Source organism: Pseudomonas sp. GW821-FHT10C09 (assembly GCF_059415465.1).
The window spans coordinates 35,082-41,378 of the sequence record NZ_JBWKNG010000037.1; the positions used below are offsets into that span (position 1 = coordinate 35,082).

4 protein-coding genes and 1 tRNA gene are annotated in these 6,297 nt (G+C 58.6%); 2 read left to right on the forward strand and 3 right to left on the reverse strand.

The window, feature by feature from the left end; genetic code table 11:
• Positions 1 to 64: 64 nt before the first annotated feature.
• A complete protein-coding gene (locus tag AC07N8_RS27915) occupies positions 65 to 1,054 on the forward strand; it encodes a GGDEF domain-containing protein (RefSeq protein WP_483840856.1) in 990 nt (329 codons plus the stop codon).
• 126 nt (positions 1,055 to 1,180) lie between these two features.
• On the opposite strand, the gene AC07N8_RS27920 is transcribed toward AC07N8_RS27915, so the two are convergent.
• From AC07N8_RS27920 to gabD, 3 genes are all read right to left on the reverse strand, one after another.
• A complete protein-coding gene (locus AC07N8_RS27920; RefSeq protein WP_483840855.1) occupies positions 1,181 to 2,395 on the reverse strand; it encodes an HDOD domain-containing protein in 1,215 nt (404 codons plus the stop codon).
• A gap of 138 nt (positions 2,396 to 2,533) precedes the next feature.
• Positions 2,534 to 3,811, reverse strand: coding sequence for a 4-aminobutyrate--2-oxoglutarate transaminase (gene gabT, locus AC07N8_RS27925; protein ID WP_123436364.1), 1,278 nt, complete (start codon positions 3,809 to 3,811; stop codon positions 2,534 to 2,536).
• Positions 3,812 to 3,995: 184 nt separating this feature from the next.
• Positions 3,996 to 5,438 (reverse strand): NADP-dependent succinate-semialdehyde dehydrogenase, encoded by a 1,443-nt coding sequence (gene gabD, locus AC07N8_RS27930; RefSeq protein WP_493146871.1) that lies wholly within the window; start codon positions 5,436 to 5,438, stop codon positions 3,996 to 3,998.
• A gap of 348 nt (positions 5,439 to 5,786) precedes the next feature.
• Here gabD and AC07N8_RS27935 point away from each other — a divergent pair.
• Positions 5,787 to 5,863 (forward strand) — tRNA-Arg (locus AC07N8_RS27935).
• The last annotated feature ends 434 nt before the right edge of the window (positions 5,864 to 6,297 follow it).

The window sequence follows — 6,297 nt, forward strand, 5'->3', positions numbered from 1 at the left end:
TGGCGGGTTTCGTTGTCGCCGCTTTCGAATCCAGAACAGCGCACGCCCTTTGAGATTTGTCCCGATGGTCCCCAAAAACCTGCACGACTCATCCTTTGCGCAATCGCCCGACACGGCTCAAACCCTGATGGCGCTGATGCATGCCCAAAGTGAAGTGGCGCGACTGAGCGAACGCGAACAGCTGTTCAGTTCGCTGCTGGTGAGTGTCAATGCGGTGCTGTGGGCATTCAACTGGGAAACCCGGCAGGTGCTTTACGTCAGCCCGGCCTATGAGCGAATTTTCGGTCGCTCCGCCGGCAGCTTGCTGTCCGACTACAACGAATGGCGCGACAGCATTTACCCCGACGACCTGGACTACGCCGAACGCAGCCTGGCCGACGTGCTGGTCAAAGGTGCGGTTGAAGACCGCGAATACCGCATCATCGATGCTAATGGGCAGGTGCGCTGGCTCAGCGACAAATGCTTCGTCAACCGTCAGGCGGAACCTGGCCAACCCGTGATCATCGTCGGCATTGCCGAAGACATCACCGAAAAGAAGCGGATGGAAGCCGAACTGCAGCGCCTGGCCACTACCGATGTACTGACTCAAAGCAGCAATCGCCGGCACTTCTTTGAGTGCGCGCAAAAGGAATTCGCCCAGGCACGCAAGCAAGGAACACCGCTGGCGTTCCTGTTGCTGGACATCGATGATTTCAAAGGGGTCAACGACACATACGGTCATCCGCAAGGTGACGTGGTGCTGCAACAGATCGCAGAGAGCGGTCGCGCAGCGTTACGCCGAGGCGACGTGTTCGGGCGGATCGGTGGTGAAGAGTTTGCGGCGGTGTTTCCCGGCTGCGCGCCCGACATGGCCCTGCAAGTGGCCGAACGGTTGCAACGGCAGATTCAGCAATTGAGCTTTAGCCATGACGAGCAGACGTTTGGCATTACTGTCAGCCAGGGTTTGACCAGCCTCACCGACGAGGACGAAAGCCTCGACAGCCTGTTTGCCAGGGCGGATGCGGCGATGTATGAAGCCAAGCGGCAGGGCAAGAACCGGATCATTTCCGGTTAACTAACCGAACACTTCCCCACTGTGGGAGCGAGCCTGCTCGCGATGGCGGTGTGACGTTCAAAACAGATGCTGACTGATACACCGCTATCGCGAGCAGGCTCACTCCTACAGGGGTATTTGGCAGGTTCACTTTTTGCGTAATCGCATCAGTTCCGGCAAACCAATCTTGAGCAACCGTGCTGTTCGGCTTTTCGCCACCGCTTCCACGCCCTCATGTTCGGTCAGGCGCGCCAATTGCGCCGCCATGTTCATCACCAGCGCTTCGCGTGAGTAAACCCCGCCACCGAGCTGATAGACCGCCGCAATCAGCTCTCGCAACTCCAGCGGCAGACGCCAGCGCGTGCGCAGTGCCGAACCGTAGGCCGCGCCGAACTCGGCCAGCGCATTGCCGACTTCCTCCCATTCATCCAGATCACCTCCGCCCTGCTTCCACTCTTGCAAACATCGCAGCAGCGCCAGGTCGCCAAGACGATGCAGCATGCCCGCGCAGTAACACCGCTCTTGTTCCAGATCCAGCAAGCGTGCCAGCGTGCGGGCGTATTCGGCGGTGTGCAGCGACAACTCCCAATTACGCTCGGCATAGTCCGCCAGTAGCGGATCGTCGAGCCGGGCGCTGCGCTTGAGGGCCAACCCCAAAATCAGGTTCATGCTTTGCCCGGAGCCCAAACGGTGCAAGGCCTGGGACAGGGTCTGCACGGGATCACCCAGGTGATGCGCAGCACTGTTCGCGGCGGCGATCAGCACAGCGGTAATCTGCGGATCGGAGCGAATTTCGTCTTCCAGCCGCTTCAGATCCAGTCCGCCGGGATTGAGGCTGCGCTGGACTGCAATCTGTACGTCAGTCATCAACGGCGCACCGTCTGTCAATTCTCGACGACGCTCCAGATACACCGACAACGTCATGCCGGGGGCCAACTTTGGCACCTCACAGGAAACCTCCTCACCGGCGTTCAGCAGCAGCTCTTGCAGACGCTGGGTAAGGTTTTCCATGTTCAGGGGTTTGGTCAGGTACGCCGTGGGCGCCAAAGGCAAAGCCTCGTGCACGCTGCCACTGTCGTTGCGGCTGCTCATCAGAATGAACGGCAGTGGCGGATTGCGTCGGCGTTGACGCACGTTTCGCAAAACATTCAAGCCATCGACACCGGGCAACTCCCAGTCAACGATCGCCAGGTCGTAAGGAATTTCCGCCAGCCTGTCGATAGCGTGCTGACCATCAGCGCACAGGTCCAGCCGCGCGTCGCAGCGCACATTCAATAACACCTGTTTGAGCAGGTCTCGAGACCACGGGTCGGCCTCGGCAATCAACACCCTCGGTGCAGCGGGTAAATCAACGACAGTCATGCAGCACGCCCCCTCGCAATGCTTGAACCTTAGTCAACACTGGCGATTCGAGACAGTTCAAATGACCTGAATGTGTTTCAAGAGGCGTAAAAAAACCCGCCGGAGCGGGTTTTTTGTCGATCAGGTCACACTAGGTGATCACAGCTCGGAGAAGCACTCTTCGATGATCGCCAGACCTTGGTCCAGTTGCTCGTCCGGCGAAGTCAGCGGTACCAGGACGCGCAGAACGTTGCCGTAGGTGCCGCAGGACAGCAGGATCAGGCCCTTATCGCGAGCCTTGGCCACAACCGAAGCTACTGCAGCAGCGTTTGGCTTGTGGCTGTCGCCGTTTTCGAACAGCTCCACAGCGATCATCGCGCCCAAGGCACGGACTTCGCCGATCACCGGGTACTTGGCCTGGATGGCCTTGAGGCCAGTGACCAGACGCTCGCCAACAGCCTTGCAACGGTCCAGCAGGTGTTCTTCTTCGAACACTTCCATCACGGCCAGGGCCGCGGCGCAAGCGATCGGGCTACCGGCGTAAGTGCCGCCCAGGCCGCCTGGAGCGATGGCGTCCATGTATTCGGCCTTGCCGCACACACCGGCCAACGGGAAGCCGCCAGCGATGGATTTGGCGAAGGTGGTCAGGTCGGCGGACACGCCCATCTGTTCCATGGCGAAGAAGGTGCCGGTACGGCCAGCGCCGGTTTGCACTTCGTCAGCGATCAACAGGATGCCGTGCTGGTCGCACAGTGCGCGCAGACGCTTCATGAACTCTTTAGGCGCGACGTAGAAACCGCCTTCGCCCTGAACCGGCTCGATGATGATGGCAGCGATGTCACGCGGCTCAGCGTCGTTCTTGAAGATGCGTTCGATGCTGGCGATCGAGTCGTCGACGCTCACACCGTGCAGTTCATTCGGGTACAGCGCGCGGAATACGCCGCCTGGCATAAGGCCCATGCCGGCCGAGTACGGAACGACTTTACCGGTCAGGCCTAGGGTCATCATGGTGCGACCGTGGTACGCGCCGGTGAAGGCGATCACGCCAGCGCGGCCGGTGGCGGCACGAGCGATTTTCACGGCGTTTTCTACCGCTTCGGAACCGGTGGTGACCAGAAGGGTTTTCTTGGCGAAATCACCAGGTACCTTGGCGTTGATTTTTTCGCACAGTTCTACGTACGGTTCGTAGGCCAGGACCTGGAAGCACGTGTGGGTCAGCTTGTTCAGCTGCTCGGTCACGGCGGCGATGATTTTCGGGTGCACGTGACCGGTGTTCAGCACGGCGATACCGCCGGCGAAGTCGATGAACTCGCGACCTTCAACGTCAGTCACGGTGGCGTTCTTCGCGGACTCGGCGAAGATTGGGTGAATCTGGCCAACACCGCGTGGTACAGCGGCTTCGCGGCGTTTCATCAGGGATGCGTTAGTCTTGCTCATAAAGTCCTCATTCGCCGCTCATCGGGCGGCGTGGCTCAAGGAAAATGCAGCGGGGAGGCAACTACGGCAGCATGCGATGATCGACTGCCACAGCTTTCCCGGCTGCAGATAAATTTCGTTTGAAGCGCGCAAAGGGACAGCGCTCTCGTGCCCTTTGCGTTTGAAGCAAAATCCCTGGCCGAGCTTAGATGCCCAGGCAGAGGTATTTGATTTCCAGGTAATCCTCGATGCCATACTTGGAGCCTTCACGGCCCAGGCCCGACGCCTTGATGCCGCCGAACGGCGCGACTTCGTTGGAGATCAACCCGGTGTTGACGCCGACCATGCCGTATTCCAGGGCTTCAGCCACACGGAACACACGGCCCAGGTCACGAGCATAGAAGTACGAGGCCAGACCGAACTCGGTGTCGTTGGACATCGCGATCACTTCGGCTTCGTCTTTGAAGCGGAACAGCGGAGCCAATGGACCGAAGGTTTCTTCCTTGGCCACGGCGGCGTTCTTCGGCACGTTGGTCAGGATGGTCGGTTCGAAGAAGTTGCCTTCCATGACCTTGCCACCGGCCAGAACGGTTGCGCCTTTGCTGATCGCGTCAGCAATGTGCTCTTGAACCTTGGCCACGGCTTTTTCGTCGATCAGCGGGCCAGTGGTGGTGCCTTCTTCCAGACCGTTGCCGATCTTGAGTTTGGCCACGGCCACTTTCAGCTTCTCGGCGAACGCGTCGTAGACAGAATCCTGAATGTACAGACGGTTGGCGCAGACGCAGGTCTGGCCGTTGTTGCGGTATTTGGAGATGATCGCGCCTTCGACGGCCTTATCCAGGTCCGCGTCGTCGAACACGATGAACGGCGCGTTGCCGCCCAGTTCCAGGGACACTTTCTTGATGTCCTTGGCGCATTCAGCCATCAACTGGCGACCGATTTCGGTCGAGCCGGTGAAGGACAGTTTGCGAACGATCGGGTTGCTGGTCAGCTCGCTACCGATGTCGCCGGCGCTGCCGGAAACAACGCTGAATACGCCTTTCGGGATGCCAGCACGCTGAGCCAGTTCAGCCAGGGCGAACGCGGAGAATGGGGTTTGCGAAGCAGGCTTGAGCACCATAGTGCAACCAGCGGCCAGGGCCGGGCCGGCTTTACGGGTGATCATCGCGGCCGGGAAGTTCCACGGGGTGATGGCAGCGGTCACGCCGATTGGCTGCTTGATCACGATCAGGCGCTTGTCTGGCTGGTGGCCCGGAATCACGTCACCGTAGACGCGCTTGGCTTCTTCGGCGAACCATTCGATGAAGGAAGCGGCGTAAACGATTTCGCCCTTGGCTTCGGCCAATGGCTTGCCCTGTTCGAGGGTCATCAGGCGAGCGAGGTCGTCCTGGTTCTCAATGATCAGCTCAAACCAGCGACGCAGTTTGTTCGCGCGATCCTTGGCGGTCAGTGTACGCCAAGCCGGCAGCGCTTTGTCAGCGGCTTCAATCGCACGGCGGGTTTCGGCAGCGCCCATTTTCGGCACGGTACCCAGAATTTCGCCGGTGGCCGGGTTGTTTACTTTGATCGTCTGACCATTGTCCGCGTCGACCCAAGCGCCATCGATAAAGGCTTGCTGGCGGAACAACTGGGTGTCTTTAAGCTGCATGTCGGCTTTCCTTAACAGCACCGCGGCAGGCGCGGAGCGAATTATGATTGTAGAAAGGCGCCCTATAGGCTGCCGTCAGGGAAATCATTCACTGGGCTGAAGCACATAAATAGCGCACTGATTGATACCGTGCGGTTCAGCACCCAGACAAGAGCGTTTGATATCTCAAACGAATCCTAGGATCAAAGGGGGTAAAGGACAATAGCCTGTTCGAAAAAAAGAACGAAAACGCCGCATTTACCTAATTTTTCTGATCAACGTAGCAAACGCAGATTACGCTTTCAAAAAACACAGGCGATTCAGCAGCATGGACGCACGCAGCACATATGAGTATCATGGCGCCCGCTTGCACCAGTAGCTCAGCTGGATAGAGTACTGCCCTCCGAAGGCAGGGGTCGTGGGTTCGAATCCCGCCTGGTGCACCATACGCTGCAAATGAAAAAGCCTCAGATCTTAGGATCTGGGGCTTTTTTGTGGGTAATGCTTTATCAACTTCGGACAATGACGTTGTTTTTGGCGTGAACTGGCGCTGCGCATCACTTAAGGGAGCCCGATCTCTGAGACTTGCGAGGCCGTCGGGGGCATAGGTCACCCTGCGAGCCCTGATCGAGTCTCAGGGGCCTGTCACGTGGCTTGGAAGTCATGACCAAGGCCTTGAACTGGCCGGCTCACCATCAGAACTGCCCCCAAATCATGAGTCCCGCACCGTGCTGTTGAAACACAGCACTACGGTACGAACTTTCCTGCGGGCAAAACAAAACCCCTACCTGCATACGCAGATAGGGGTTTCGGAATTTAATCTTGACGATGACCTACTCTCACATGGGGAAACCCCACACTACCATCGGCGATGCATCGT

What these genes read in the sequence shown, in the direction of transcription:
- AC07N8_RS27920 (WP_483840855.1), bottom strand. Translation starts at nt 2,395, where the DNA reads ATGACTGTCGTTGATTTACCCGCTGCACCGAGGGTGTTGATTGCCGAG.
- gabT (WP_123436364.1), bottom strand. Translation starts at nt 3,811, where the DNA reads ATGAGCAAGACTAACGCATCCCTGATGAAACGCCGCGAAGCCGCTGTA.
- AC07N8_RS27915 (WP_483840856.1), top strand. Translation starts at nt 65, where the DNA reads ATGGTCCCCAAAAACCTGCACGACTCATCCTTTGCGCAATCGCCCGAC.
- gabD (WP_493146871.1), bottom strand. Translation starts at nt 5,438, where the DNA reads ATGCAGCTTAAAGACACCCAGTTGTTCCGCCAGCAAGCCTTTATCGAT.